We start from the raw sequence: 24729 nt of genomic DNA on the forward strand, positions 1-24729 counted from the left end.
TCACAACGGCTCCATCAGCACGTCGACGTGCAGCGGCGCGCACCGGTCGATCAGCCAGATCTGGTCGGCGGGGCTGGCGAAGATGCGCGCGTGAGACGGGTCCTGCGCGAAGGCATTCCGGCACCTGTCACCGAAGAAGACGTAGGCCTTGGTGTCGTTGCATTGCCGCGACATCCACACCAGCCCGTCCAGCCCGGCGCGGTGCGCGGCCTCGGCCCACCACACCGTGGTGTCGTAGCTCGACGCCGGGCTCGCCGTGAGCTCGGCGGCGGTGACTTTGAGGCGTCGCAGCCCGGTGCCGTGCAGGACGCCCAGGCGCACGGGCCGGGTCACTTCCAGCCGGACGAGCACTTTGTCCGCGTATTGGTCGTAGGGGAGCAGGCCGCCCTCGACGGGGATGTCGTGCAGCAGCGTCTCGGCGATGGCCGCGTCCTCGGTGTCGGCCGCGTACATGATCGGCACGACCGGGTCGCCGAAGAAACCGAAGCGAGTGCGCGCGCCGATGCCGGGGTTGAAGTCGGTGGCGGTGCGTGTCGCCGACAGCACGCGGTAGAGCGGGTGTCCCGCCGGCAGGGTGGTGGTGGCCGGGTCGAAAGGGTCCGGGGGTCGCCTCACCACGAGACGGCCAGGGCCTCCGCAGCAACCGCGACGACGCGGTCCGGATCGGTGGCGAGGCGGTCCACGGGCCGCTCCCCGTCCAGGTAGGTGGTGGGCGAGCACAGCCACTGCACCAGCCCGGCCTCCGACCAGCCGTTGTCTTCCGCGACCTCGCGCAGCCGGGCGATGACCGCCAGCGGCTTGCCGTCCGGGCCGAACTGGAACCCGGGATAGGCGAGGTAGTTGCCGCGCCGCACGGCGACCAGCGTCTTGTTGCGGTGGGCGGTGGTGGCCAGGTTGCGCGGTGCGCTGGACCGTGAGCCCATCCGCTTACCGGCGTCGGTGCTGCTCAGCATCCCGAACTCGGCCTCGATGCGGGCATACAGATTCTGCTCGGCCTGCACCGCCCGCGCGACGGCGGGCTCGGTGTAGACGGCGACCGACGACAGCGCGATGCCCACCGCATGGGCGCTTTCGCGCAGGCGCTCGTGCGCGGTGGCCAGTTCGGCGACGGTGGTCATGGCGATCGCTCCAACGTTCGGTTCGTGCAGTTCATTCTACTGCACGAACCGAACGCTGGCAGCTACCGGTAATTGACGAACTGCAGCGCGACGTCGAGGTCGGCCTGCTTGAGCATCGAGATGACGGCCTGCAGGTCGTCGCGCTTTTTGCTGCTGACGCGGATCTCGTCCCCCTGAATCTGGGTCTTGACGCCCTTGGGCCCGTCGTCGCGGATCAGCTTGGTGATCTTTTTGGCGTGCTCGCTGTCGATGCCCTGCTTGAGGGTGCCGCTGACCTTGTAGGTCTTTCCCGACGCCTGCGGTTCGCCGGCGTCGAAGGCCTTCATCGAGATGTCGCGGCGGATCAGCTTCTCCTTGAAGACGTCGACGGCCGCCTTGACGCGTTCCTCGGTGGACGACGTCAGCTCGATAGCCTCGTCGCCCTTCCACGCGATCGTGGTGTCGGTGCCGCGGAAGTCGAAGCGGGTGGCCAGCTCCTTGGCGGCCTGGTTGAGTGCGTTGTCGACCTCTTGGCGCTCGACTTTGCTGACAATGTCGAACGATGAGTCCGCCATTCGATCCGTCCCTTCATCCCGTGATGGCCGTTTGTGCTTTGTCTACCCCCTCGTTGTAACCTGTCTGGCGGCAGGTTGCCCGAGCGGCCAATGGGAGCGGACTGTAAATCCGTCGCGAAAGCTTCACAGGTTCGAATCCTGTACCTGCCACCAACGTTCGTGAGGGACCAGGTTGTGCCGCCGCGGCCGGACTCAGTGCAGGTTGCGTGCGCTGGGCGCCCCAACGGGTGCAGGGCTACGTGTGAACGCTAAAACCCGTGCCGCGGGCACAGCGTTACCCACAAACCTGGCCCAACTGTCCGTCGATGGGGCTTGCGCCCTCGCAATCGCCCAGCAGGCGTCTGCGCATGCCGTTATCGGGCCGGAATTGGTCGATGCATGCCTGATGGGCCGCGGGATCGGTGGTGCTGCTGCTACAGGGATCGGCGTGTGCTTGTGCCGTCGGAGTGCAGAGGAGTGCCAGGACTAGCGCCGCCGACGCGCTGATTCGTGCCGTCTTCATTGGTCAGTCCTTTCCGCACCGCCCGATGGCCACTGATTATGGGGTAGATCGGGATGGACGGCGACTTGGCGCGCATGAGGCAGCCGCCGAAAATCCGACCAGCAAACTAGTCAGATCAATCGTCAATCAGGCACCCGAGCGGCGCCGCTGTCTCCGGATCTTCATGACCCAGGGTAAACGCTTGCAGCACAACGTAGTTGGGCGAGAAGGGACGACAAATGCGCACGGGCAAGCCCGCGTCTCATCCGCCTGACGGAGGTCGCCGCATGATGCTGCCGAAGATCGGCGGTCCATAGCCCTTTTCGTCGGGCTTATCCCGCTGGGCCTTGCGTGCCCCCGGTGGCATCGGCGGGATGAACATCGGGGTGAGCGGCGCGCCCTCGGCTGTCGTTGCCATCAATGGGCCCTGAGCGGCGGACAGCTGGATCGGGGCGGTAACCGCCGACGGCGGGACCACGAGGTTGCCGACGTACATGCCCTTACCCAGAGAGGCCGTGGCGGAACTCTCGATCGCGCTGGCCGTGCTGGCAGGTGGGGCGAAGAAATTGGGAGCCCCTCCGACGGCCTCGGGACCGGTGAGGTTGTAGGCAATGGCCAGGTTGCGAGGCGTGGGGGCCAGGACATCCGGGAACTGACCGGGGTAGAAATCGTGGCCGCCCGTGACCAAACCTATGAAGGCCTGCGGGTTGAAGACGCCGCTGCTGACCAGGTTTTGCAGATAACCGTTGACGGTCTGAACAAACGGGTTGGCGAAGAATTGCGTGGGGTCGGGTGCGGCTGCGGCCGGGGCGCCGAGTAGCGGTGCGGCCGTAACCGCCCTGCCCACTGCGGCCGTTTGAACCGTAGCGGCGGCCGGAGTGGTCATCGGGGACGGGGCGTTGAACGTCGGCATCGCCATGGTCTGCAGGCTGCTGGCGTGATAGCCCAGCATGGCGGTCGTGTTATCCGCCCACATCTGCAGGTACTGGAGCTCGGTGGCGGCGATCGCGGGGAAGTTGATGCCGAACACGTTTGTCGCGATCAGATGAGCCAGCAGCGCGCGGTTGGCGGTCACCACGCTGGGATGCACCATGGCTGCCTGGGTGGCGGCGAAGGAGCTGGCCATCGTGGTCGCCGCCATCGACATATGAGCGGCCTGTAGCGAGGTGGTCTGTAGCCAGGCGACATAGGGGAGCGTGGATGCGGTCATCGCCGTCGCTGACGGCCCCTGCCAGGGAATGCTTGTCACGATGGAGGCGTAGCCGGCGGCGGTTTGTCCGAGCTCGATCGCCAGCTGGCGCCAGGCCTCGGCAGCGGTGAGCCACGATCCGGGCCCGGGCCCTGAATGAATTAGCGCCGATGTGATCTCGGGAGGAGCCCAGAAGTCCATCCCGACCCCCCGTCAAAGCTTGGAGTCGATAATCCTGATGCCGCGCGTACAGGCCTGCGCGGCCTGTCGTCCGCCACGGAACCGATTTTCGCGTCCCACGTGTTGTCCCTTTCGGTGGCGTTCCTGTCTGGTACATGGCCCGATCCGCCGATTTACAGCCTATGCGCCCGCGCGGCCACTCACTTCGGGAATCGTGAGATTCGGCTGGTCAGCTCGCGGCGCCAATTTCAGCACGTAGATGCCCGTGCGGGCCGCGGCCGCAATTAGTCGAAAACCCGTCGCACACAAGCCCTGAGTGCTGAACGCGGCTGGCCGTCAGTGCACTTGCGCGTTAGAGGGTTGCCAACTCACCAGGGGGGCGCGGGCTTTCGAACCCAGGCGTCGCGACAAATTTGGCCCAGTTGTCCGTAGTCGGGGCTGGCCTGACAATTGCCCATTCGGGGGCCTTCCATGGGGCCATCGGGCGAAGGTCTGTTGATGCAAGCCTGGTAGGCGGTGGGATCGGTGATGCCGGCACAGGGGTCGTCGGCGCGCGCTTGTGCTGGTGCAATGCAGAGGGCTGCCAGTGCTGTCAGCGCCGCCACGGACGCCCCCTTTGCCCTCCTCATCAGTTCTTCCTCTCCTGACCCGATGACCGATTTAGGCCATAACCCAGTGTCGCACTTCGTGATGAGGGCAGTCGAGTATCGCGCAAACAGACTCGAGGGTTCACCCACCCAAGCGTTGCGGCGACGGCGGTCTCGGCTCGTCTAGGGTCCTGACGTCGCGGCCGGCGCCGGCCGACACCGTCGCGGCCTCGCCGCGAGCCAGCCCCACCGTCGCGACGATCACCAACACCGCCGCCACCGCCAGCACGACCCAATCGAAGCCCTGGGCGTCCAACGTCTCGCCCAGCACGGTGATCCCAAGGACCGCGCCGACAATGGGTTTCGCCGCGATGATCGTCGGCAACGACGCCGTCAAAGCCCCTGCGCGGTAAGCCGATTGATGGAAGATCATCCCGGCCGCCCCGCAGAACACCCAGCCGTACGCCTCGGGTCGGGTCCACAATTGCTCGGGGTTGTGTTCGAGGATGTCGACCACGCCCTTCATCAGCACCGCGAACACCGCCAGCAACGAACCGGCGACCGCGGCCAGCAACAGCGCGGCCACCGGACGGTCCGACCAGATCCGGGCGCCCAGCAACCCCAGGAGCAGCGGCGGACCCATCGCGATGGCGACGATCAGCCACACGTGTGGCGCCGCGCGCTGCTGGCCGCCGGTCGGATCGCCGACCGCGATCACGACCACCAACGCCGCGGTCAGTAGCACCGCCCACACCCACTCCGCGCGGGTGACGGGGTGGCGGCTCATCCGCGCGTAAATCGGCAGGGCGAACAGCAGCGCTGTCACCTGCAACGACATCACCAACAGCACCGAGCCCTTGTCCAGGGCCGCAGCCAGCAAGATGTAGCTGGCGATGTCGCCGAGACCGCCCATCCACCACCGCGTGTCGCGCAACAACATGCCGAAGAGCGCCAGGTGGCCAACGGGTTTGTCGGTGACCTCCTGGGCGGATCGCTGACGCACCACGTTGCCGATCGCGGACGCCAGCGCGGCGCACAGGGCGAGAATCGCCGCCATATCAGCCCTCGACATGCCACTAATCTAGTCGGGCCCCCGCAAACCGCCCGCCGAGCGCGGTTCAGAGCGGGAACGCGGTACCGGTGAGCTCTTCGGACAGGTCCCACAGCGCCAGCGCGGTGCCGGCCCGTTTGGCCGGCCAGTTACGCCAAGTCGGCTGGGTGCGGCCGTACAGACCGAAACGCGGGCCGACGAAGGTGTCGCCCGGCAGGTCCTGCGACACCGCGTACAGCGTCTGGCGGGCGCCGAAGTCGGCGTCGGTGGACACAATCCGGTCGACGGCCAACACCGCCGCGTCGCCCAGCTTTCGGCCGGAGTTGCCTTGCAGGTTCGTATGCGACCAGCCGGGGTGGGCGGCCAGCGCGCGCAGCGAAGAACCGGCGGTGTCCAGACGCCGCTGCAGTTCGCTGGTGAACAGCAGATTGGCGAGCTTGGACTGGCTGTACGCCAGCCACGCCGAATACGGGCGGGACTTCCAGTTCAGGTCTTTGAGGCTGATGTAACCGAAGTGGTGCATCAGCGAGGACACCGTCACCACCCGGTCGGTCAGCTTGGGCAGCAGCAGGTTGGTCAACGCGAAGTGGCCGAGGTGGTTGGTGCCGATCTGGCCTTCGAAACCGTCGGCGGTCACCGCATAGTTGGTGGCCATGATGCCGGCGTTGTTGACCAGCACGTCCAGCGTGGCCATTTCGTCTGCGAAGCGCCGCACCGAGCCCAGGTCCTGCAGGTCGAGCTGGCGCACCTCGACGTCGCCGGCCATCCGCTCGGCGGCGGACTTGCCCTTCTCCGTGTTGCGCACGGCCAGGATGACGCGGGCCCCGGCCCGCGCCAATTCGCGCGCCGTGACCTCGCCCAGGCCGGCGTTGGCCCCCGTGATCACGACGGTGCGTCCGGCGAACGAAGGCAGGTCTGCTGCGGTCCAACCAGGCATGCAGCCCACCCTAACTACGTGATCTCGATCGCCGTCCGGCCGCAGGTATCGTGCGTGGGATGGCCAGCGGAACCTCACCTGGACGTCCCGGATGTATCTAGGGGTCATCGTCAATCCGCTCGCGCGCAGGAATCGTCGCGGGCGGGGTGACCGCGTCGCCGAGTTACGCCGCATCGTCGGCTCGTGGGGCGAGGTGCACGAAACCGCCTCGATTGAGGATCTCGGCAAGACCCTGGACCGGCTGCATCCCCGGGTGACTCACCTCATCGGCGACGGCGGCGACGGCGCGCTGCACTGGTTGATCAACGAGATCGAGCGTTGCGAGAGCGACCCCGAGCGCTGGCCGACCTTCGTCCCCACCAACGGCGGCAGTGTCAACGCCGTCGCCCGCAAGGCGCGCGTCCGCGGCCGGCCCGATGCCATCATCCGATCGCTGGCGGCCGCCGCCGAGGCGGATCGGCCCCCGCCCGAGATGCGCCTTGACACCCTGCGGCTCGACGGTGAGACCGCCGACGGCGCCGCGTTCCATCGTCTGTGCTTCGGGCTGGCCGCCGGGGGCGTCGGGAACCGGTTCTACGACATGTATTACGGCAAGCCCGACCATGGTCGCGGGGAAGTCGTCCGGGTGATCGGTCGCTCGTTCCGCGACTACCTCGGTACCAAAGTCGGCCGTTCGCAGAACTCCAATTACGCGTCCGTGCTGTTCGCCCCGACGCGCGCCCGGGTCGTCATCGACGGCGAGGAGGTTCCGACGCGAATGCACCGCGTGCTGCACGCGGGCGCCATCGACCTGCGCATCGGCGGGCCGTTCCGACTCTTCCCGAAGGCCGAGAAGCCCGGCGCGTTGCACTTCCAGGCCGGCGAGGTCCGGCCCTCGCGAATCGTTGTGCAGCTACCCGCTGCGCTCACCAACGGCACGCTCAGGGGTCGCGGGGTGCGCGACGTCAATGGCCGCGAAATGGTCATCGAGGCCGACGGGGAGCCGCTCTCCCCGATTATCGACGGCGAACGGTTCGTCGGTATCACTCGGCTGGTGGCCCGCGCCGGTCCGCTCATCCGCGTCGCCCAGACCGGCTGACTCCGCATCTCAGTAGATCCGCACCGCTGACCCCGGACCGTGGCGGAAATCACTTGCCTGCGCCATCCGGAAGCCGAGGATTTCAAATCCTTTGGGTGCGGATGTCCCCTTTGCGATGGCGATACGAAATGTCGGCGGAATTGCGCACACATTCGAAGGCGAGAATTCAGGACTAACGCAAATCCGTATCTCAGTATTCGCGCGCATGCTGAGCGCTAGAGTAACCAAACCCACTGGTTAGGCTGGCAACTGACATACTGAAGTCCGTAGTTGCGGACCTGGCTTCCGCGCAATGCGCGATCCGAGATAAGCCTTTCCTGTGAAAGTAATGTGCAGCGCTGAAAAAGCCTCCGCCCGCTTTGCCTGGCATCCATTAGCGGCGCTACATTGGGCTTTATCGATTGATCCCAAAGTTCTTATCGCCCATAGTGACCCGGAAGGGGGTGGCTCCTGCGATGGAGACGCTCATTGATCACCTGCACATGCGGGAAGCGCTGACTCCGGACAAGACCCTCTTCCGGTTCGTCGACGACGAAGGTCGCGAGCAGGAGCACTACACCTATCAGAGTTTCGCCGAGCGGACGCGTGAGTTGGCCGCGTACCTGTCGGCGGAGGCCGGGCTGCGCCCCGGAGATCGCGCGCTGCTGGTCTACCCGCCCGGTCTGGAGATGGTCGCGGCGTTCTATGCGTGCGCCCGCCTCGGGGTGGTCGCCGTGCCGGTCAGCCCCCCGCTGCCGATGTCGTTCGAGTCGGGGCTGGCCAAACTGAGCTTCATCGCCCGCGACTGCCAGGCCAAGGCGGTGCTGTCGACCAAGCAGTTCGAGTACGACTACCGCCTGCTCCTCAACCACCTCGACGAGGGGTCACCCTGGCCGGACGCCCAGCGGCCCCCGGAACTGCCCTGGTACGGAACCGACGGCACGCAGGACTTCGGCGGCACGCCCGTGCCCGACACGCCTGGACCGGTGCTCTTCCTGCAGTACACGTCCGGCTCCACCAGCGACCCCAAGGGTGTGGTGGTCAGCCACGCCAACGTCATCGCCAACGCCTCGGCCTTTACGGGCGGCGAGGTGCTGGTCAGCTGGCTCCCGCAACACCACGACATGGGCCTGATCTCCGCGTACCTGTTCATCCTGCTGGTCGGCGGGACGACACACGCGATGTCCCCACTTGACTTCCTGAAGCGGCCGTCGGCCTGGCTGCGGCTCATCAGTGACGTGCGCGCCACCCACACGCCGGTGCCCAACTTCGCCCTCGAGTTGTGCCTGCGCGAGGACAAGCTGCCCACGTCTGAGCTCGCCGGGATCGACCTGAGCAGCCTGGAGAGCATCGTCGTCGGCGCGGAACCGCTGCGCGCCAGCACCTTTACCCGATTCCGGCAGCGTTTCGCCCCCTACGGCCTGGAGCCCAACGCGCTCACGGGTGCGTACGGCATGGCCGAGAACACCCTGATCGTCTCGCTTCGCGGGCGCCAGACGCTGGCGCTGAACAAGCGCGCGCTGGAGAACAACCTCGCGCGCGTCGAAAAGGCCCAGCCAGAGAACAGCAACCAGGCTCCGGTGGTGAGCTGCGGCAAGCCCATCGACGGCAACGTCGTCCGCATCGTCGATCCGGAATCCGGGCAGGCCCTCGGCGAGGGCCGGGTCGGCGAGGTCTGGCTGGACGGGCCGTCCAAAGGCGGCGGCTACTGGAACCGCCCGGAGCTGAGCGCGGAGGCCTTCGCGGCCCGCATCCCCGGCGACACCGAGCACACCTACCTGCGGACCGGCGATCTCGGCTTCCTCTACGAGGGCGAGCTGTTCGTCTGCGGCCGAAGCAAGGACCTGATCATCGTGCGCGGCGTCAACTGCTACCCCTCCGACATCGAGGGCATCGTGGAGCGGTCGGCCCCGGAGGTCCGCGGCGGCTGCGTCGCCGCCTTCTCGGTGGAGCACGACGAGCAGGAAGTGCTGACCGTGGTGGCCGAGGTCCGCGGAGAGCACGCGCTCCCCGACGGCAAGGCCCTGGCGCGGGCCGTCCGGCGGCACGGCCACATCGACCCGCACACCATTGCGTTCGTGCCGCCGCACAGCATCCCGAAGACCACGTCGGGCAAGATCAGGCGCTCGTCGACGCGCCAGCTCTGGCTGGACGGCAAGCTGCCCGTCCTGTCGACCTACACGCACCAGCCCCATGACCGGGCCGAGGTGAACCCCGGGCCGCTGGACCGGTTCCGCAACCTGATCGAGAGCTACGACCTGACCGGTGACGAGGACTGCTCCTTCGCGGACCTCGGCATCGACTCGCTGGCGCTCGCCGAACTGCGCGCCGACCTGCAGGCCCTGCTGGAAGAGCACGGCGCGGGGGAGCTGGCCGAGGAGGTCAACACGCGCCTGCTGCAGCGACTGACGGTGGCCGAGTTCTTCCGCCTCATGCGGCAGTTCGGTGAGGGATCCGGGCAGCCGCTGGACGCGCTGCGACAGGCACTGGAACAGATTTCGGCCGAGTACGAGGCCTACGAGATGTCGCGGATGCGTGCCGACGCACAGCTTCCGCTGCCGGCGCTGCCGCCGGCGCGCTCGGGCGCGCCCAGCGACATCCTGCTGACGGGCGCGACCGGGTTCCTGGGGCCGTTCCTGGTCAGCAGCCTGCTCGGCCGGACGTCGTTCACCGTCCACGCGCTGGTTCGCGCGACCGACGAGGCACACGGCCTGGACCGGATCGTCGCGTCGCTGCGTAAGGCGCGGCTGTGGACGCCGGCCCTGGAGGTCGAGGTCCGCAAGCGGGTGCGCGTGGTCTGCGGTGACCTCGCCGCGCCGCAGCTGGGCATCGGTGAGCCTGGGTTCCAGAGGCTGGCCGAGAGCATCGACGCCATCGTCCACAACGGCGCCCTGGTCAACTACGTCAGGACCTACGACGCCCTGCGGCCCGCCAACGTGATCGGGACGCACGAGCTGTTGCGGCTGGCCATGACGGCGCACCGCAAAACCTTCCACCTGGTCTCCAGCACCTTCATCTACGGGTGGAGCGTCAAGCCGGTGGTCGGGGAGTCCGACGCGAACCTGGAGATGAACGCCCTGGACTTCGGCTACTCGCAGACCAAGTGGGTCGCCGAGCAGCTGGCCTTCGCCGCCCAGCGGCAGGGGCTCGACGTGCGCATCTTCCGGCCTTCGTTGATCTCACCGACCAGTGCGGGTTTCGGCAGCCAGGACGACATCCTGGTGCGCACCATGGCGTTCATGATCGAGCACGGCGTCGCCGCCAACGCGCTCAACCAGCTCAGCCTGCTGCCGGCGGACCTGATCGCCGACCACATCGTCGCGCTCATGGAGCTTCCGGCCGAGGCCGGCTCGGTGTGCGGCAACGTTTTTAATATGACCGCGGACGATTACTACAACATGACCGACATCACCCGGGTCCTTACCGAGCGCTACGGCTACCGCTTCGACTACCACGACATCCCGTCGTTCGTCGCCGAGATGAATCGGCGCTGCACGCCGCGGGATCCCATCTACCCGCTGGTCGATTTCCTCACCCGCTCGGCGGACAAGATCGCGGCGATGCGGGACAAGCGCTACGGCAACAGCCAATACCAGAGTGCGCGCGCGCTGGCCGCGGTCCGCCTGCGTGAGCCGGCGCTGGCGGACACGGTCGAGAATCTCGTCCGGTTCTTGCGCAGTGAGCGCCTGATCACCGAGGCTGAGGCCGAGGCGCAACGCAGCGCTTAGCCGTAAGGGGGTCTTCTATGTTCACCGTCGACGATCAGGCGACGGGTCCGCATGACGCGTCGCTCGACCATGAGCGGATCGTCCTGCAGGCGCGCGACGTCGACTTCGACTGGGCGAAGCTGCCGTTCTACTACGTGCCCAACGAGCCCTTCACCACGCACTTCTGCAACGTGCTGCACCTGCTGCTGCCCGCGGGCGAGGAGTTCATCGTCGACGCGTTCAAGAACACGTTGCCGATGATCAAAGACGACCAGCTGCGGCTGGACGTGCAGGGTTTCATCAGCCAGGAGGCCATGCATTCCCAGGCGCATTCGGGGGTGCTGGACCATTTCGCGGCCAACGGCGTCGACGTCACGCCGTTCACCGACCAGATGCGCTGGCTGTTCTCCCAACTCATCGGGGACCGGCCCGGATGGGGCCGGCGGCGGCGCCAGAGCTGGCTGCTCGAGCGGGTGTCGATGGTGGCGGCCCTCGAGCACTACACCGCCATCCTGGGCGAATGGATCCTCGACACCCCGCAACACGACGCCCTCGGCACCGACCCGGTGATGCTGGACCTGCTGCGCTGGCACGGAGCGGAGGAGGTCGAGCACAAGGCGGTGGCGTTCGACACGATGAAGCACCTGCGCGCCGGCTACTGGCGGCAGGTGCGCACCCAGCTACTGGTGACACCCGCGCTGCTGTGGTTGTTCATTCGCGGCGTGCGGTTCATGTACTCGGTCGACCCGTACCTGCCGCCGGGCACCAAACCGCGCTGGCGCGACTACTTCAGCGCGGCACGGCGTGGCCTGGTGCCCGGCCCCTTCCAGTTCCTGCGGGTCATCGGCGCCTATTACACGCCGAGTTTCCACCCCTCCAAACTCGGCGGAGTCGGGCGCGCGGTGGACTACCTGGCCCGGTCACCAGCCGCCCGCGCGGCCCACTGAGCTCCGGGGTTAGCGCGAATGACCCAGTGCAGCAACGTAATCGCCTCCGACGGCGTGTCCCTTGCGGTCCACGCCCACTCGGAGATCGACCGCGGGCGCCCGACCATCCTGGCGATTCACGGCTACCCGGATAACCACCACGTGTGGGACGGAGTCGCTGAACAGCTCGGCGGGCGCTACAACTTCGTGGCCTTCGACGTGCGCGGCGTCGGTGCATCGTCCAGGCCGGCCAGGCGCTCGGGATACCGCCTGCCCCAACTGGTTTCCGATATCGGCGCGGTGATCGACAGCCTCGGCGTCGAGCGGGTGCACCTGGTGGCCCACGACTGGGGTTCCATCCAGGCGTGGTCGGCGGTCACCGATGATGCGGTGATGCGCAAAGTCGCCTCATTCACGTCGATTTCCGGCCCGCACCTGAACTACGCGGGCAAGTTCCTGCGGTCCGCGCGCACCCCCCGCGGCGTCTTCGATGTGCTCAAGCAGGCGCTGGCGTCGACGTACATCTGGTTTTTTCTGTGTCCGGGGGTGCCCGAGCTGGCGATCTGGTCCCGGGCGACCGTGGCGGTCTTCGCGGCGGTCGAACTGATCGGCCGTCCACGCGGCACCGGCCGGCAGCGCGCTGCGCCCACCCGGTCCATCCGCGACTACGTCAACGGGCTCAACCTGTACCGCGCCAACATGCCTGGGCCGTTCCTGGCGCCGGGAAAGCAGCTGCCACAGACCAAGGTCCCCGTGCAGGTGCTGGTGGCGCGCAGGGATTACTTCGTCTCGCCGCCCCTGCAGCGGTTCACCGGCTCGATACCGCCCCTCGGCAGGGTCGTCGAGATCGCGGGCGGGCACTGGGTGGTGTCCTCCCACCCCGAGGTCATCGCGCGGCTCACGAGCGAGTGGGTCGATCAGAACGCCATTGGGCAGACCTAGGATAACCGCTGTGGCACAGACTATTTGGCGTAGCAGACCGGCCGACCTGTACGGTCGCCGCAAGCGCGATCGGCTCTACACGGCGTTGTGGGGAGTCGGCACCCTCTTCGGCGGGTTGGCATCCGCGTCGCGGTGGGACCCGTCGCGGGTGATACCGGTGCCGCGTACCAACACCGCGGTGGTCACCAAGCGCGAAGTTCTCACGCCCGACGTGGTTGCGTTGACGCTCGCCGACGCGCAAGGCGGACTGCTGCCGTCCTGGACTCCCGGCGCGCACATCGATGTCCGGCTGGCTTCGGGCCGCCGCCGCCAGTACTCACTGTGCGGTCCGCCCGGTCGGCGCACCGACTACCGCATCGCGGTGCGCCGGATCGCCGACGGCGGCGGCGGCTCGATCGAGATGCACGACGCATTCGACGTGGGCGACACGCTCGAGTTCGAGGGCCCCCGCAACGCGTTCTATCTCGTCACCGATGAGCGCGAGGCGTTGTTCGTGATCGGCGGCATCGGCGTGACACCCATCCTCCCCATGATCCGGCTCGCCCAACAGCGCGGAATCGACTGGCGCGCGGTGTATGCCGGGCGCAGCCGTGCGTACATGCCGCTGCTCGACGAGCTCGTGGCGATCGCGCCCGACCGGGTCACCGTGTGGGCCGACGACGAGCGCGGCCGCATCCCGACCGCCGGGGATTTACTCGCCGGCACCGGGCCGACGACGGCCGTGTACGTGTGCGGCCCGACCGCCATGCTCGAAGCGGTGCGCACGGAGCGCGACCAGCACGCGAACGCGCCCCTGCACTACGAACGTTTCGGCCCGCCGCCCGTCGTCGACGGTGTCCCGTTCGAGCTGGAACTCGCCCGCTCGCGGCGCGTGCTCGCGGTCCCCGCAAACCGGTCGGCGCTCGACGTCATGCTCGACGACGACCCGAGCACCGCCTACTCGTGCCAGCAAGGCTTCTGCGGCACCTGCAAGGTGAAGGTGCTCGCGGGGCAGGTCGATCGCCGCGGCCGCACCGTGGAGGGCGACGGGGACATGCTGGTCTGCGTCTCCCGGGCCAAGGGCGATCGCCTCGTGATCGACGCCTGATCCCCCGCAGTCGGAGAGGGCAAATCTCAAATCTGAATGGCTCTCTGCAGCAAAACTGCAGCGGTTAGGTGAGCCTTAGTTATCATCGGCAGTCGGGCCGCGTCAACGCAGTGAAGGAATGGGGCAAGGGTGACCGATACCACCACACCAGTGGCGGAAGAATTCGACGGTCAGCCGTCGGTGTCGCTACGAGCCCGCGGCCGATGGCTGCGGTGGGGTCTGCTTGCGGTCTGGGGCCCCGGCCTGGTGGTGATGTTGGCGGACACCGATGCGGGGTCGTTGATCACCGCGTCGCAGTCCGGCGCCCAGTGGGGCTACCGGATGGTGCTGCCGCAGCTGATATTGATGCCGATCCTCTACTGCGTCCAGGAGATGACGGTGCGGCTCGGCATCGTCACCAAGCGCGGGCATGGTGCGCTGATCCGGGAGCGATTCGGCCGCGGCTGGGCGTGGCTGTCGGCCTTCACGCTGTTCGCCTCGGCGATCGGGGCGTTGCTCACGGAGTTCGCCGGCGTCGCCGGGGTGGGGGAACTATTCGGCATCTCGCGGTCGGTCAGCATCCCGGTCGCGACGGCCGCGCTGCTGGCGTTGGCGTTCACCGGCAGCTACCGGCGCGTCGAACGCATCGGCCTGATCGTCGGCGCGGCCGAGCTGGCGTTCCTGGTCGCCATGGTGCTGGCGCGGCCGCGGCTCGATGCGCTGCTGGACGGCATGTCCTCGATGCCCCTGGGCAACTCGTCGTATCTGCTGCTGGTCGCGGCCAACGTCGGCGCGGTCATCATGCCGTGGATGGTCTTCTACCAGCAGGGCGCGGTGGTGGATAAGCATCTGTCGGAGAACACGATTCGGCAGGCCCGCTACGACACGGCCACCGGCGCGGTGCTCACCCAGCTGATCATGATCGCGGTGGTCGTCACCATGGCCTCGACCGTAGGGGCGCACGACGGCGGGGGGTCGCTGAACACCGTCGGCGAGGTCGCCAATTCGCTCACCCCGTACCTGGGCCGCACCGGCGGGACGGTCCTCTTCGGGCTGGGCATGCTCGGCGCGGCGCTGGTTGCCGCGATCGTCGCCTCACTCGCCGGGGCGTGGGGGCTTGCGGAGGTGTTCGGGTGGCGGCACACGCTCAACGAGCGGCCCAACCGCGAGACGGCCAAGTTCTACATCACCTACGCGCTCGCCCACATCGTCGGCGCGGTGCTCGTTCTGGCCAGCGTCGACCTGGTCAACCTGGCCGTCGACGTCGAAGTGATGAACGCCCTGCTGCTACCGATCGTGCTGGGATTGCTGCTGGCACTGGAGGCCAAGGCACTGCCCGAGCAGTGGCGCATGCGCGGACCGCACAAATACATCACCTGGTTTCTGTGCCTCGTCGTCATGGGCTTCGGGCTGTACATGGTTCCGCAGGCGCTCGGCTTGATCTGAGCCGTCTACTCGTCGCGGTGCGCCGGGTAGGCGTGCACGAGGGCGCTGTTGAGCTTCGGCACCGCGTGAGTCAGCTCGTGTTCGGCGTCATGAGCGATGCGGTGGGCGTCCTCGAGGCTGGTGTTGGGATCGATGTCGAGTTCCGCATCGGCGTGCAGCTGGTGACCTATCCAGCGCATCCGGATGCTGCGCACGCTGCGGACACCCGGCCGAGCGGCGAGGCATGCCTCGGCGGTGTCGACGAGCCTGGGGTCTACCGCATCCATGAGCCGGCGGAAGATGTCGCGCACGGCCCGGTACAACACTGCCGCGATCGCCACCGTGATGATCATGCCGACGACCGGGTCGGCAACCGGGTAGCCCAGAGCGACACCGACCGCTCCGAAAAGCACTGCCAGCGAGGTGAATCCGTCGGTTCGCGCGTGTAGGCCGTCGGCGACCAGGGCGGCCGAGCCGATCCGGCGGCCGACCCGGATCCGGTAGCTCGCGACGCCCTCGTTACCGAGGAAGCCCACGACGCCGGCCGCCGCGACCCAGCTCACGTGCTCGACGGCGACGGGGTGGATGAGCCGCAGGACGGCCTCGTAGCCGGCGATGATCGCCGACAGGGCGATCATGCCGATGACGAACAAGCCCGCGATGTCCTCGGCGCGCCCGTAGCCGTAGGTATATCGGCGGGTTGCCGCGCGACGGCCCAGCGAAAATGCGATCCAGAGCGGGATCGCGGTCAGAGCGTCCGAGAAGTTGTGAATGGTGTCGGCGGCCAGGGCGATCGACCCCGACACGACGGCGATGACCACCTGCATGGCGGCGGTCGCGGCCAGGCCGATGAGGCCGATCTTGACCGCCCGGATGCCGACGGCACTGGATTCCAGGGCGGTGTCGACGCTGTCGGCGGCGTCGTGGCTATGCGGGACGAAAAACTGGGCCACGAGGCCGCGGAGTCCATGGGCGTGGTCGTGCCCATGCCCATGGTGGTGGTGATGGCCGCTCTCCGCAGTCATCGCCACGCTGCCCGCTTACCTGCATGCATACGCAGATAATAGGGCAACCTACTGGCCTCCGCGAACTTCCGGGTAATCGGCAACCTTGCCGGAAAGTCACGACGAGGACGATGATCGTGATTGACGGCTAAGGAGGCTCAATCATGATGCTCAATAGATTCGCCGCCTGGACCGGGCTGATGTCCGCACTGCTCGCATTCGCTGCCCTGCCGATGGCCCTCTTCGCGGCCGGCTCCGGCCATCCGGGCTGGGCGATGGTGGCGGCCGCCGCGTTGCTGTCCTGCGTAGGTCTCGGGGCCGGCGTGGTCGCGGCGGTCGTGCACTACGACCACCGGCATCACCGAAGCACCCCGCACCTCTTCTAACGGCCCGGCGCGTCATCGCCCGAACGGGTTCGGGCGCAACTCATCTCTGTCCGAATTCGCGGGTCCTAAAGAGGCCGTCGTGGAGTCCCCGGGCAATCTGAGCGGACACGTCGGAACTGGTTCCCGCTGGCGGCTGGCAACGACAGCTCAGGCTACCGAACACATTCGGATCGGTGCTGGCGGGTGGAGCTAGCCAAACACCGGCGCCGAGGGCGATTGCAATACTGCCGAGGAGTCTCGTAATCACCTGGGAATAGGTCACTTACGGCCTGTCGCCAGGTATGCAACTAGCGCCGCGACCGCGGGTGGACTCAGTCGGTTCGCAGCAGCAAGGCGGCGCCGCGTTCATGCCGCAACCATACCCCCGTAGGGTAATCGCGTCAACGCGAACGTCCGTGCCTCGTCGTTGCAGGTGCACAACTCTCAGATCGAAAGCAGGTCAGTGGCTTGCGATGTCGCTCTCGTTCCCCAGGGTCCGCACCGCGCCCACGGCGAGCGGTGCCTGCCGCGAACCGCGAAGCTCCGCCGCGAGGTCGTATTCGAACGCCGGAACTCTTAACCCCCGACGGCGCAACTGTCGATCCAGCGCGGCGACGAACAAGCCCTTGCCCTTGCGGCGGCACCCGAGAACGGCCCGCTCGTTCATCACATCGCGGGTCAAGGCGGCGGCCGGGCAGGCCGCCACCACCTCCAGCGAGGCGCGCATGTCCAGGGTCGTGGTCACCCCGCACGACGGAGACGCGCCGATCCCGACGATCCCGGCCACCGTGATCCCGGAACCCTGGTAGTCGGCAACGTCGCGGGCGACCTGCCGCGCCAAGCGGCGATAGACGAGGCGGGTCCACAGCACGAATACGCGCAGCAATGGGCCGCGCAGCGGATACAGCCATCCGCCCTTGGAGTGGTACAGGTGCAGGCTGTGGGGCTTCAATACCCCGCCCCAGGCCAGCCGCTCCGGGCACGGCAGTTGATGAATCCCGTAACCCGCCTTCATCAGCTCCTCGACCACCTCCGACACGGCACCGGGCCGGGTGGCGCCGCCGGCGTAACGCGTGTTCTCGTTCAGCAGGCAGTGCGAGACCAGCACAACCCGCCGGCCGCGTTCGTCGTGCAGTCGGTCGAGCAACAGCTGCGGTTGCCTGCCACGCATACCGAGAGCATCGACATCCGCTTGACCGTTCAGTAGGGGCCAAGGTCACCGAAGGGTGGTCCTCTTGGTTCTGGTGGGGCGGCGCGCCGCGGGGCAGATTGGGACCAGGTTGTACCGATGCAGAGTGGAACCAGTGTGCCGATGCTCCAGGAAGTGCTCTTCGAGTCCGGTGGGGTGCGCTGCGCGGCCGATCTCTACCGGCCCGCGAAGGCGGCCGGCAGGCTCGCATGTGTGGTGATGGGACACGGCGGCAGCGCCACCAAGCGACTGGGTCTGCCCGCGTACGCGGAGAAGTTCACCGCGGCGGGCCTGGCGGTGCTGGCGTTCGACTATCGGCATTTCGGAGCCAGCGGCGGCGAGCCCCGGCAAGTCATCAACGTCGCCGAACAACAGGACGACTACCGGGCGGCGGTGCGGTACGCACGCGGCCGTGACGACATCGATCCGCGTCGAATTGCCTTGTGGGGAACGTCGCTCAGCGGCGGCCATGTCCTGGCGGTCGCCGCCACCGATCCCGACATCGCCGCCGTGGTGACGCAGGTTCCGCTGATCGACGGCTGGCACCGCGGCCGCGGGCTGCGCGAGCGTCTCAGTTGGGACGTCACGTGGCGGACGCTGCAATTCACCGTCGCAGCGGTGCGCGATGTGGTTGGCGCGAAGTGGGGCCGGGGACCGTATCTGGTTCCGGTGGTCGCCGATCCCGGCCAGACCGCGGTGTTCACCGAACCCGAGGCGAAGGCAGCGTTCGAGGCGCTCGGCGGCGAAGCCGTGGGCTGGCGCAATGCGCTGGCGCCCCGCATGTTGTTCGCGTTGCCGCGTTACCGAAAAGGGACCGCGGAGAAGCTGCGCATGCCCGTCCTGATGTGCGTGGGTGACCACGACCTGCAAGCGTCACCCAGGTTCGCGGTGCGCATCGCGTCGCGAATGAATAACGTTGAACTGCACCGCTATCCGGTGGGTCACTTCGACGTCTACACGGACGCGCTCTTCGAGGCGATCAGCTCGGTGCAGACGGAGTTTCTGCGCCGCCACTTGGGTCCCTGACGAGTTCAGGACCAGGGGCCCGGGAAGTGGCCGTCCTGGTCTTGCACCATCACGATGTCTTTGCAGTCCCCGTTGAGGGCCGCGGCATTCTCACCGCGGCATACCAGCGTCCAGCCCGATATTCGCGTGAAGGGCCGAACGGACCACGTGGTCGCAATCGGATCGGTGGCGGGCAGGGCGAGAACGGCGAACGTGTTGCCGGTGTTGGTGATGTAGAGGTGGTCTTCGAAGAACGCCACCTTGGCAATCGACATCTTCTTCGCGTCGTCCCGCGTCTTCAGGTAATCCCACTGCTGGCCGCGTAGGTTCCACACCCCGAAGCCGAATGCGGAACTGTCCGAATCATGGCCGTCGACAAACAATTTCCCGTCGGACAGCGTCGCGGACAGTCCGCCACCGGGAATGCGGTCGGAGTCGCCGACCTTGATGACGGCCTTGGCGTTCAGGTCATAGAACATCGTCGACAGCGCCGGGGGATTGTAGGAGTCCCAATGCGTGATCTGCACCAGTTTGTTTGGGCCATCCGTCAATTCGGCGTCCACACTGCGGATGTCGTTGTCCTGATAGATCGCCTCTCCGCTGGGCCGGCGCAGCTCGGCGCCCGACGTCTTGGCCGGGTCGGTATTGCGTTGAAAGGCGAGGACGTCCTGCCACGCACGCCCGGATTGTGGGTCGCTCCACGGCGTCGACAGGTCGGCGCCCGAGAGCAGCACGGTGCGGGGCGGTGACGTGGCGCCATGCCCGTCGGTGAAGGCGTTGGTCCACGCCACTCCCGTCGCCGTCGAGGCGAGCCCCCAGTCCTTCGCCGCGGTGAACTTGAGATCCGGGGTGGGCGGCTGCAGCTCTTTTGTCGCCAACGGTTGACCCGCCTTGAAGTCGTAGGCGTACGCGGTCGCCTTGCTGACCGCGGGTTGTTGCGCCTGGGCGGGTTTGGCGGTCGTGACGATGTAGACGACCCTCATGTCGTCCGCCGTGCCCGTCAGCGCGCAGATGGCGCCGGTGAGGTTCTCGCCCGCGGCGACCGCCGGAACGGCCGGCGCGATGTATTGACCGGTTTTCGGATCGAAGATTTTCGGGCGGATGTCCTCGAGCGCGGTTTTGCCCGTCGAAAGTTTGTCCGGGCAACCGAAGTACGCCGTACCGCCGTAGCTCTTCCAATCCTTCTCCAGCGGACCGGTTATCGCGGCCGGCGAGGGGGCGGCGCTGGTGGCGGTTTTCGAAGAAGAAGTCGAGGTGGTCGGGGTCGCCGCGGGCGGGGACGCGGTCTCCGAACAGGACGCGACGGCCAAACAGGTGACCGCCGCGACGAGGGCAAGCCCAACTTTGGGCACAGTTTGCCCAGTGAACGCCCGCATCGGAAAACCCCCGTTAAGTTCGTGTAACCAACGAGCGTAAGGCGGGCCGGGACTCACCGCGACTTATGTCAGAACGTCTTCGTCACACCAGGCGAGGGACCGGCTACCGGTCGAACTCGATGGGCAGGCTTTTCGGCCCGCTGAGGCTCACCATCGGTTTCCATGGCACCGGCCCCGCGGTGCGGGGGTTGAGCAGGCGGCCCGCGATGACGTTGAGCGCCTCGGCGATCTCCCGGCGGGCCAGATTGGCCCCCAGGCAGTAGTGCACGCCGCCGCCGAAGGTCAATATGGGCGGCGCCCCCTCGCGCGTGATGTCGACCCGGTCGGGCTCGTCGTACACCGCCGGGTCGCGGTTGGCCGCGGCGGTGTTCACCAGGACCATCGTGCCGGCGGGAAAGAGGTAGCCGTCCAGCTCGGCGTCCTCGACCACCAGGCGAAGGGTCCCGCACGCGATCGGCGAGTGGCGCATGGTCTCCTCGACCGCGCGCATCGCCAGTTCGGGGTGATCCTTGAGCAGGGCCCACTGCTCCGGGTGCTCGCAGAGGACGTGCACCGAGGCGGCCACCTGGTTGCGGGTGGTGTCGGTCCCCGCCAGCAGGAGACCGCCCGCGAGCATCCGCAGTTCGGCCGTGTTCAGCCGGTCGCCCGAATAAGTCGGGTCCTCGGCGCGAATCAGGTCGGAGAGCAGGTCATCGGTCAGGCTGTGCCGTCGCCGCGCGACCATGTCGTCGACGAAGGCGTCCAGCTGGTGCCACGCGCTCATGACGACGGGCTCGACGGCTCGCAGGTCGACGCTGAAGCTGAAGGCCTTGAAGACGTCGTCCGCCCACGCCGAGAACTGCTGCCAGTCCTCGCGCGGAGCGCCGAGCAATGCGCAGATGATCGGGACGGGGTAGGGGCGCGCGAGGTCGGTGACGACGTCGCAGCGGCCCGCGTCGATGACCGCATCCACCAGCTCGTTCATCACCGCGACCATGGTGTCGTGCAGCCGCAGGGTCGCGCGGGGAGTGAACGCCTTGGACGTCAGGCTGCGCAGCCGGTGGTGCGCGTCGCCTTCCAGGCACAGCAGGCTGTTGACCACCTTGTCCCACAAGGGTCCCGACGTGACGCCCTGGGCGAGCAGGTTGATCCCCGGCGGGATGTGGAATCGGGCGTCGCGAAGAACGGAGCGGACGAGTTGGTAGGAGAGGACTTCGGGTCCGTGCGGCCCCATGGCGACGGGAGCCCGCCGTTGCGCCGCCTGCAGGCGGGGATAGACGTCGGCGGGGGTTTCTTCGGCGTCGTAGGCCAGCGTCGGCAGATCGGCATCGAAAACGCTTGTGGGAGCGGTACCGACGGTCATGACGGTCTCCTCGAGGCCGCGCGAGCCGTCCGCTCGCGACAACTTTCACACAATGTATGGCCGCGCCGGTTGAGTGTCAACGATATTGCAGCTTCTCGGCCCAGCGGGCCATACAAGTTGGGGGGCATGTGTGGCCGTGCGGTTCGGGACCTAACCGGGTCTCATCCCGCGGACCAGTTGGCCGCCAATCAGCACGACCGCGAACACCCCCCCGATGACTCCCGAAATGAGCAGCGGCAGTTGACCGTTCGCGCCCCACAGGAGGCCGGCCCATAGTCCCGCCGCCAGGACGGCCAGTCCGATCAGGCCCTGGAACACGCCCTGCGCGCTGGCCTGGTGCCCCGGGTCGACGAGCCCCGAAATCCAGGCCTTGCCCACGCCGTCGGTGCACCCCGTGAACAGTCCGTAGGCGCCGAGCAGCAACCACGCCGTCACGATGTCGGTGGTCAGCCCCAGCCCGATGTAGCCGACCGCGAAGAACGCCAGACCCAGGCCGAACAACGCCGGCCTGCCGATGCGGTCGGCGAGCGCTCCGGCGGGATAGCTGGCCAGGGCGTACACCGCGTTGTAGCCGACGTATGCCAGGATCACCCCGACCACCGAGAAGCCAATCTCGTTGAGCCGCAACAACAGCAGGGCGTCGGGAAAATTCGCCACGCTGAACAACACGAGCAGTGCGGTCACCCGCCAATACGGCCGCGGCAATGAGCGCACGCCGGCCCACATCGATTGCCGCTGCGTTCGCGGGGCGCGACGGCCGCGCTCGCGTACACCGAAGACGAGCGCCACGGACAGGACGGCGGGCACGATGGCGACATACAGCAACGGTGCGATTCGGTGGTCGAGCAGCTCGTAACCCACCAGCCCGAGCAGCGGACCGAAGACGGCACCGAAGGTGTCCATTGCGCGGTGGAAGCCGAAAACCCGGCCGCGCAAAGCGTCGTCGACATCGTCGACCAGTAGCGCGTCCCGCGGCGCGCCGCGCACGCCCTTACCGAGCCGGTCGACAACGCGACCCGCGAGCACGCCCGGCCACGCCGCGGCGATGGCGATGATCACCTTGCCCAGCGCCGCCATCCCGTACCCGGTGGCAATCAACGGGCGCCGCGCGAACCTGTCGCCGAGCGGGCCCGACGCGAGTTTTGTCAGCGAGGCGGCGCCCTCGGCCGCGCCCTCGACGGCCCCCACCACCGACGGCGGCGCACCCAGTACCGCCGTCAGGTAGATCGGCAACAGCGGATACAACAGCTCACTGGCGGTGTCCTGCAGGAACGAGACCCCGGAGAGCACCCGCACGTTGCGGGTGAGCCAGCGTGGCCTCGAGTCGGTTTCACTCTGGGGCACGAAGCCGCACCATCCGTGTCGTCGATGTCTCGTCCAACTCGACGACGTCCGACCGAGAACGCAGGAAATCGCTGAAAGACCGGAATCCCAAAGATCTTTCGCTGAACGACGGGTCCATCCGCTTCATCTGTGCCTTCACCGCCGAGTTGTGCAGCCAGTCGACGTCGTCCTTTTCCAGGCCGATCTGCAGCGCGCGCGTCAGCAGCGCGGTGGCGGCGGCCTGCGGATCGGGTGGCTCCGGCTCGTCGGCCTGCGGCGGCTTCGCGCGCCCGGCCCGTTGCTTGGACGGCTTCGCCTCGGACTCGGCGCCCGCGGGCTGCGGTTCGAGCGCCGGCACCCCCGGCAGCGAGTCGTAAATGACGAACTCGTCGCAGGCCGCCGCCAGCGCCCGGCTCGAGGCGCCGGCGACCCCGATACCCACCACGTAGCGGCCGAGCCTCTTGCAGCGCTGGGCCAACGGGATGTAGTCGGAGTCGCCGGCCACGACCACCACGTGGGTGAGGTCGGGCAGGCGGAACATGTCCTCGACGGCGTCCACGGCCAGCCGGATATCGGCGCCGTTCTTGCCGTAGGCCGCGGCGGGGAACAACTGGACCAGGTCGATCGCGCGGGCCACCAGCTGCCCGCGGTACCCGGCGTTGATATCCGCCGACCAGTCCGCGTAGGCGCGGGTGAGCACCAGCGTCCCGAACGACGACGCGAAGTCGAGGATCGCGCCGACATCGACGGTGGCCCGGTCCAGCCGCTCGGAATACTGCTCGAGCCCCTTGGCTTTGTCACGCTGGAACGAGTTACGGCCGTGGACCTGGTCGTATCGGGAGATCACGATGTTGTCGAAGTCGAGGTAGACGGCCACGCGGGCCGCAACCGGTTCGGTCATGGTCTAAATCATCGCTGAGGCCTCCGGCACTGTGGGGCCCGGAAGCGTTTTCCGTCACGATTCGTCCGCTCGGGGCCCTAATCGGGCCGAGAGCGGGTATCCCCGGGCAATGAACGAGTTGAAGTATTTGGAGCTGCACGGCGATCGCGTCGCATACCGCGACGAGGGTGACGGTGAGGTGCTCCTGCTCATCCACGGCATGGCCGGCAGCTCGGAGACCTGGCGGGCGGTGATCCCGCCGTTGTCGAAGAAGTTCCGGGTCATCGCCCCCGACCTGCTCGGTCACGGGGAGTCGGCGAAGCCCCGCACGGACTATTCGCTGGGCGCCTTCGCGGTCTGGCTCCGTGACCTGCTCGACGAGCTCGGCGTCAGCCAAGCCACCCTGGTCGGTCAGTCGCTCGGCGGCGGGGTCGCGATGCAGTTCGTCTATCAACACCCCGACTACGCCAAGCGGTTGATCCTGATCAGCAGCGGCGGTCTGGGCCCCGACGTCGGGTGGGTGCTGCGGCTGCTCTCGGCGCCCGGCGCGGAGCTGGTGTTGCCGGTCATTGCGCCGAAGCCCGTCCTGACCGTGGGCAACAAGCTCAGGTCGTGGTTGAGAAGCGCCGGCATCCACTCACCCCGTGGGGCAGAGATGTGGAGCGCCTACTCGTCGCTGTCCGATGGTGAGACGCGGCAGTCCTTCCTGCGGACGCTGCGATCGGTGGTCGACTACCGGGGCCAGGCGGTCAGCGCCCTGAGCAGGCTGCGGCTGCGCGAGGACTTGCCGGTCATGGCGATCTGGGGGGAGCGGGACGCCATCATTCCCGTCGATCACGCGTACGCCGCGCACGAGGCCCGCACCGACGCCAGGCTCGAAATCCTGCCCGACGTCGGCCACTTCGCGCAGGTCGAGGCGCCGACCCAGGTGGTGGAGCTGATCGAGGACTTCATCGCGACCGGCGATCGCCAGCAAGCGGAGAGCACACAGCCGCGCTTGTGATCTAAGTCGCTTCGCCGCGCAG

General features: G+C 67.5%; 21 protein-coding genes and 1 tRNA gene. 10 read left to right on the top strand and 12 right to left on the bottom strand.

The features are described from left to right. The 3 genes from A5697_RS22165 to A5697_RS22175 form a co-directional block, all read right to left on the bottom strand. Positions 1 to 615, bottom strand: coding sequence for an RES family NAD+ phosphorylase (locus A5697_RS22165; RefSeq protein WP_197501083.1), 615 nt, complete (start codon positions 613 to 615; stop codon positions 1 to 3). Further along, positions 612 to 1118 carry an antitoxin Xre/MbcA/ParS toxin-binding domain-containing protein gene (locus A5697_RS27880; protein ID WP_067950555.1) on the bottom strand — a complete coding sequence of 169 codons (507 nt, stop codon included), beginning with the start codon at positions 1116 to 1118 and terminating at the stop codon, positions 612 to 614. The genes A5697_RS22165 and A5697_RS27880 overlap by 4 nt, the downstream gene beginning before the upstream one ends. A 62-nt stretch (positions 1119 to 1180) precedes the next feature. After that, a complete protein-coding gene (locus A5697_RS22175; RefSeq protein WP_066956577.1) occupies positions 1181 to 1672 on the bottom strand; it encodes a YajQ family cyclic di-GMP-binding protein in 492 nt (163 codons plus the stop codon). Positions 1673 to 1741: 69 nt separating this feature from the next. Between A5697_RS22175 and A5697_RS22180 the strand changes: the two genes are divergently transcribed. After that, positions 1742 to 1825, top strand: a tRNA-Tyr gene (locus A5697_RS22180). Positions 1826 to 2415: 590 nt separating this feature from the next. On the opposite strand, the gene A5697_RS22185 is transcribed toward A5697_RS22180, so the two are convergent. The 3 genes from A5697_RS22185 to A5697_RS22195 form a co-directional block, all read right to left on the bottom strand. Continuing rightward, positions 2416 to 3543, bottom strand: a complete 1128-nt coding sequence (locus A5697_RS22185) for a PPE family protein (protein ID WP_067950557.1) — start codon at positions 3541 to 3543, stop codon at positions 2416 to 2418. 708 nt (positions 3544 to 4251) lie between these two features. After that, a complete protein-coding gene (locus A5697_RS22190; protein WP_068012053.1) occupies positions 4252 to 5181 on the bottom strand; it encodes a DMT family transporter in 930 nt (309 codons plus the stop codon). A gap of 46 nt (positions 5182 to 5227) precedes the next feature. Beyond that, positions 5228 to 6097 (bottom strand): oxidoreductase, encoded by an 870-nt coding sequence (locus tag A5697_RS22195; RefSeq protein WP_067946638.1) that lies wholly within the window; start codon positions 6095 to 6097, stop codon positions 5228 to 5230. 91 nt (positions 6098 to 6188) lie between these two features. Here A5697_RS22195 and A5697_RS22200 point away from each other — a divergent pair, with 91 nt between their 5' ends. From A5697_RS22200 to A5697_RS22225, 6 genes are all read left to right on the top strand, one after another. Then, the gene (locus A5697_RS22200) at positions 6189 to 7175 is read left to right on the top strand and encodes a diacylglycerol kinase family protein (RefSeq protein ID WP_068012054.1); all 987 of its coding nucleotides are present in this window, start codon (positions 6189 to 6191) and stop codon (positions 7173 to 7175) included. 455 nt (positions 7176 to 7630) lie between these two features. Next, positions 7631 to 10882: a thioester reductase domain-containing protein gene (locus A5697_RS22205; protein WP_068012055.1), complete on the top strand. Its 3252-nt coding sequence runs from the start codon at positions 7631 to 7633 to the stop codon at positions 10880 to 10882. Between the two features lie 17 nt (positions 10883 to 10899). After that, positions 10900 to 11808: a metal-dependent hydrolase gene (locus A5697_RS22210; protein WP_067946644.1), complete on the top strand. Its 909-nt coding sequence runs from the start codon at positions 10900 to 10902 to the stop codon at positions 11806 to 11808. An 18-nt stretch (positions 11809 to 11826) separates the two neighbouring features. Then, on the top strand, positions 11827 to 12729 hold the full coding sequence (locus A5697_RS22215; protein WP_068012056.1) for an alpha/beta fold hydrolase: 903 nt from the start codon (positions 11827 to 11829) through the stop codon (positions 12727 to 12729). Between the two features lie 10 nt (positions 12730 to 12739). Further along, positions 12740 to 13816: a PDR/VanB family oxidoreductase gene (locus A5697_RS22220; RefSeq protein WP_068012057.1), complete on the top strand. Its 1077-nt coding sequence runs from the start codon at positions 12740 to 12742 to the stop codon at positions 13814 to 13816. Between the two features lie 129 nt (positions 13817 to 13945). Further along, positions 13946 to 15241 (top strand): NRAMP family divalent metal transporter, encoded by a 1296-nt coding sequence (locus tag A5697_RS22225; RefSeq protein ID WP_068012058.1) that lies wholly within the window; start codon positions 13946 to 13948, stop codon positions 15239 to 15241. A 5-nt stretch (positions 15242 to 15246) separates the two neighbouring features. Here A5697_RS22225 and A5697_RS22230 read toward each other — a convergent pair whose 3' ends face one another. After that, positions 15247 to 16245 carry a cation diffusion facilitator family transporter gene (locus tag A5697_RS22230; RefSeq protein ID WP_068012071.1) on the bottom strand — a complete coding sequence of 333 codons (999 nt, stop codon included), beginning with the start codon at positions 16243 to 16245 and terminating at the stop codon, positions 15247 to 15249. Positions 16246 to 16388: 143 nt separating this feature from the next. Here A5697_RS22230 and A5697_RS22235 point away from each other — a divergent pair, with 143 nt between their 5' ends. Beyond that, on the top strand, positions 16389 to 16610 hold the full coding sequence (locus tag A5697_RS22235) for a hypothetical protein (RefSeq protein WP_067946652.1): 222 nt from the start codon (positions 16389 to 16391) through the stop codon (positions 16608 to 16610). A gap of 439 nt (positions 16611 to 17049) precedes the next feature. Here A5697_RS22235 and A5697_RS22240 read toward each other — a convergent pair whose 3' ends face one another. Next, entirely contained in the window at positions 17050 to 17760 is a 711-nt protein-coding gene (locus tag A5697_RS22240) for a 2-thiouracil desulfurase family protein (protein ID WP_068012059.1), read from the bottom strand. Between the two features lie 117 nt (positions 17761 to 17877). Between A5697_RS22240 and A5697_RS22245 the strand changes: the two genes are divergently transcribed. After that, complete coding sequence (locus A5697_RS22245; RefSeq protein WP_068012060.1) at positions 17878 to 18804, top strand: alpha/beta hydrolase; 927 nt, start codon at positions 17878 to 17880, stop codon at positions 18802 to 18804. Between the two features lie 5 nt (positions 18805 to 18809). Here the strand turns inward: A5697_RS22245 and A5697_RS22250 are convergent, their stop codons facing one another. From A5697_RS22250 to A5697_RS22265, 4 genes are all read right to left on the bottom strand, one after another. After that, a complete protein-coding gene (locus A5697_RS22250) occupies positions 18810 to 20159 on the bottom strand; it encodes a hypothetical protein (protein WP_068012061.1) in 1350 nt (449 codons plus the stop codon). A 103-nt stretch (positions 20160 to 20262) separates the two neighbouring features. Then, positions 20263 to 21501, bottom strand: a complete 1239-nt coding sequence (locus A5697_RS22255) for a cytochrome P450 (RefSeq protein ID WP_068012072.1) — start codon at positions 21499 to 21501, stop codon at positions 20263 to 20265. Positions 21502 to 21651: 150 nt separating this feature from the next. After that, positions 21652 to 22845, bottom strand: a complete 1194-nt coding sequence (locus A5697_RS22260) for an MFS transporter (protein WP_068012062.1) — start codon at positions 22843 to 22845, stop codon at positions 21652 to 21654. After that, positions 22832 to 23725: an NYN domain-containing protein gene (locus tag A5697_RS22265; protein ID WP_068012063.1), complete on the bottom strand. Its 894-nt coding sequence runs from the start codon at positions 23723 to 23725 to the stop codon at positions 22832 to 22834. Before A5697_RS22265 ends, A5697_RS22260 begins: the two co-directional genes overlap by 14 nt. 109 nt (positions 23726 to 23834) lie before the next feature. On the opposite strand from A5697_RS22265, the gene A5697_RS22270 reads away from it, so the two are divergent. After that, positions 23835 to 24707, top strand: coding sequence for an alpha/beta fold hydrolase (locus tag A5697_RS22270; RefSeq protein ID WP_068012064.1), 873 nt, complete (start codon positions 23835 to 23837; stop codon positions 24705 to 24707). Positions 24708 to 24729 lie beyond the last annotated feature (22 nt).

This window comes from Mycobacterium sp. E3251, from assembly GCF_001666835.1.
Classification (GTDB): domain Bacteria; phylum Actinomycetota; class Actinomycetes; order Mycobacteriales; family Mycobacteriaceae; genus Mycobacterium.

Coding starts and splice junctions, on each gene's coding strand:
- A5697_RS27880 (WP_067950555.1), bottom strand. CDS start 1,118: ATGACCACCGTCGCCGAACTGGCCACCGCGCACGAGCGCCTGCGCGAA.
- A5697_RS22175 (WP_066956577.1), bottom strand. CDS start 1,672: ATGGCGGACTCATCGTTCGACATTGTCAGCAAAGTCGAGCGCCAAGAG.
- A5697_RS22185 (WP_067950557.1), bottom strand. CDS start 3,543: ATGGACTTCTGGGCTCCTCCCGAGATCACATCGGCGCTAATTCATTCA.
- A5697_RS22190 (WP_068012053.1), bottom strand. CDS start 5,181: ATGTCGAGGGCTGATATGGCGGCGATTCTCGCCCTGTGCGCCGCGCTG.
- A5697_RS22195 (WP_067946638.1), bottom strand. CDS start 6,097: ATGCCTGGTTGGACCGCAGCAGACCTGCCTTCGTTCGCCGGACGCACC.
- A5697_RS22200 (WP_068012054.1), top strand. CDS start 6,189: ATGTATCTAGGGGTCATCGTCAATCCGCTCGCGCGCAGGAATCGTCGC.
- A5697_RS22205 (WP_068012055.1), top strand. CDS start 7,631: ATGGAGACGCTCATTGATCACCTGCACATGCGGGAAGCGCTGACTCCG.
- A5697_RS22210 (WP_067946644.1), top strand. CDS start 10,900: ATGTTCACCGTCGACGATCAGGCGACGGGTCCGCATGACGCGTCGCTC.
- A5697_RS22215 (WP_068012056.1), top strand. CDS start 11,827: ATGACCCAGTGCAGCAACGTAATCGCCTCCGACGGCGTGTCCCTTGCG.
- A5697_RS22230 (WP_068012071.1), bottom strand. CDS start 16,245: ATGACTGCGGAGAGCGGCCATCACCACCACCATGGGCATGGGCACGAC.
- A5697_RS22235 (WP_067946652.1), top strand. CDS start 16,389: ATGATGCTCAATAGATTCGCCGCCTGGACCGGGCTGATGTCCGCACTG.
- A5697_RS22240 (WP_068012059.1), bottom strand. CDS start 17,760: ATGCGTGGCAGGCAACCGCAGCTGTTGCTCGACCGACTGCACGACGAA.
- A5697_RS22245 (WP_068012060.1), top strand. CDS start 17,878: ATGCAGAGTGGAACCAGTGTGCCGATGCTCCAGGAAGTGCTCTTCGAG.
- A5697_RS22250 (WP_068012061.1), bottom strand. CDS start 20,159: ATGCGGGCGTTCACTGGGCAAACTGTGCCCAAAGTTGGGCTTGCCCTC.
- A5697_RS22255 (WP_068012072.1), bottom strand. CDS start 21,501: ATGACCGTCGGTACCGCTCCCACAAGCGTTTTCGATGCCGATCTGCCG.
- A5697_RS22265 (WP_068012063.1), bottom strand. CDS start 23,725: ATGACCGAACCGGTTGCGGCCCGCGTGGCCGTCTACCTCGACTTCGAC.
- A5697_RS22270 (WP_068012064.1), top strand. CDS start 23,835: ATGAACGAGTTGAAGTATTTGGAGCTGCACGGCGATCGCGTCGCATAC.